The following is an 899-nucleotide window of genomic DNA, read 5'->3' on the forward strand; positions in this document are numbered from 1 at the left end:
TTGCGCGCTTCCAGCTGCAGCCGCTCTTGTGCCATGGCCGCGATCATCGCCTTGAGCGCGTCGACGTCGTCGGGAAGCTGCGAAACGGGGTTCGTCATCACCGCGATCAGACCATGTTCGCGGCCGTTTTCCCACCTTTTCCAGAGCTCCGATTCACTTTGCCACAGCCGCGTCAGCCCACCGATAGCGGCCGCTTCACCGCCACCGGGCGAACCCTCTGCCAGTCCAGCCCGTCGACCAGCGCAAGCAGTTGCGCATGGTTCAGCTGAACCCTGTGCGGTCCGATCCGCGGCCAGCAGAACTTCGATTTCTCGAGCCGTTTTGCATACATGCAGACCCCTGACCCGTCCCACCACACGATCTTGATTCTATCGGCTCTTTTGGCCCGGAAGACATAAAGCGAGCCGTTGAACGGGTCGGATCCCGCGTCGCGCACCAGCGCAAGCAGGCCATCGGGGCCTTTTCTAAAATCGATCGGATGGCTGGCCAGGAGAACCTTCACACCCGCCGGGATCATGCCGTCTTCACCGCCCGGATGATCTTGACCAACTGGTCCTGGCCGATGTCGGCGCCGGCCCGAATGATCATTCCGCCGACCTCGATCTCAATCTGCGCGGCCGTCGTGGCAATTTCGACAAAGCCCAGCCGGCCTTCACCCCGGCGCCGGTTCGCCGTGTCACCCTTCAAGGCCTTGCGCCGCCAGCCGAACAGCTGCGAAGCCGCCATCCCGGCTTCCCGCGCGATGGCCGAAACGTTCGCTCCCGGCACCAGCGATGCCTCGATCAGACGTGCCTTTGCTTCCTGCGACCACCGCCGGTGCGATCGCGGCGGGCTGACCTCGAGACGGTCGGGAACCGCCTCGATGACATGGAAATTTCTATCATCGTTCATAGACGCAG

2 protein-coding genes are annotated in these 899 nt (G+C 63.1%); both read right to left on the reverse strand.

What is annotated here, in order from left to right:
• Nucleotides 1–172: 172 nt before the first annotated feature.
• Nucleotides 173–517 carry an IS66 family insertion sequence element accessory protein TnpB gene (gene tnpB, locus ACWGS9_RS34985; protein WP_454509453.1) on the reverse strand — a complete coding sequence of 115 codons (345 nt, stop codon included), beginning with the start codon at nucleotides 515–517 and terminating at the stop codon, nucleotides 173–175.
• A partial coding sequence (locus ACWGS9_RS34990; protein ID WP_454509454.1) for a transposase occupies nucleotides 514–899 on the reverse strand: 386 nt, incomplete at its 5' end. The genes ACWGS9_RS34990 and tnpB, both read right to left, overlap by 4 nt.

Source organism: Mesorhizobium sp. Arg314, from assembly GCF_053714275.1.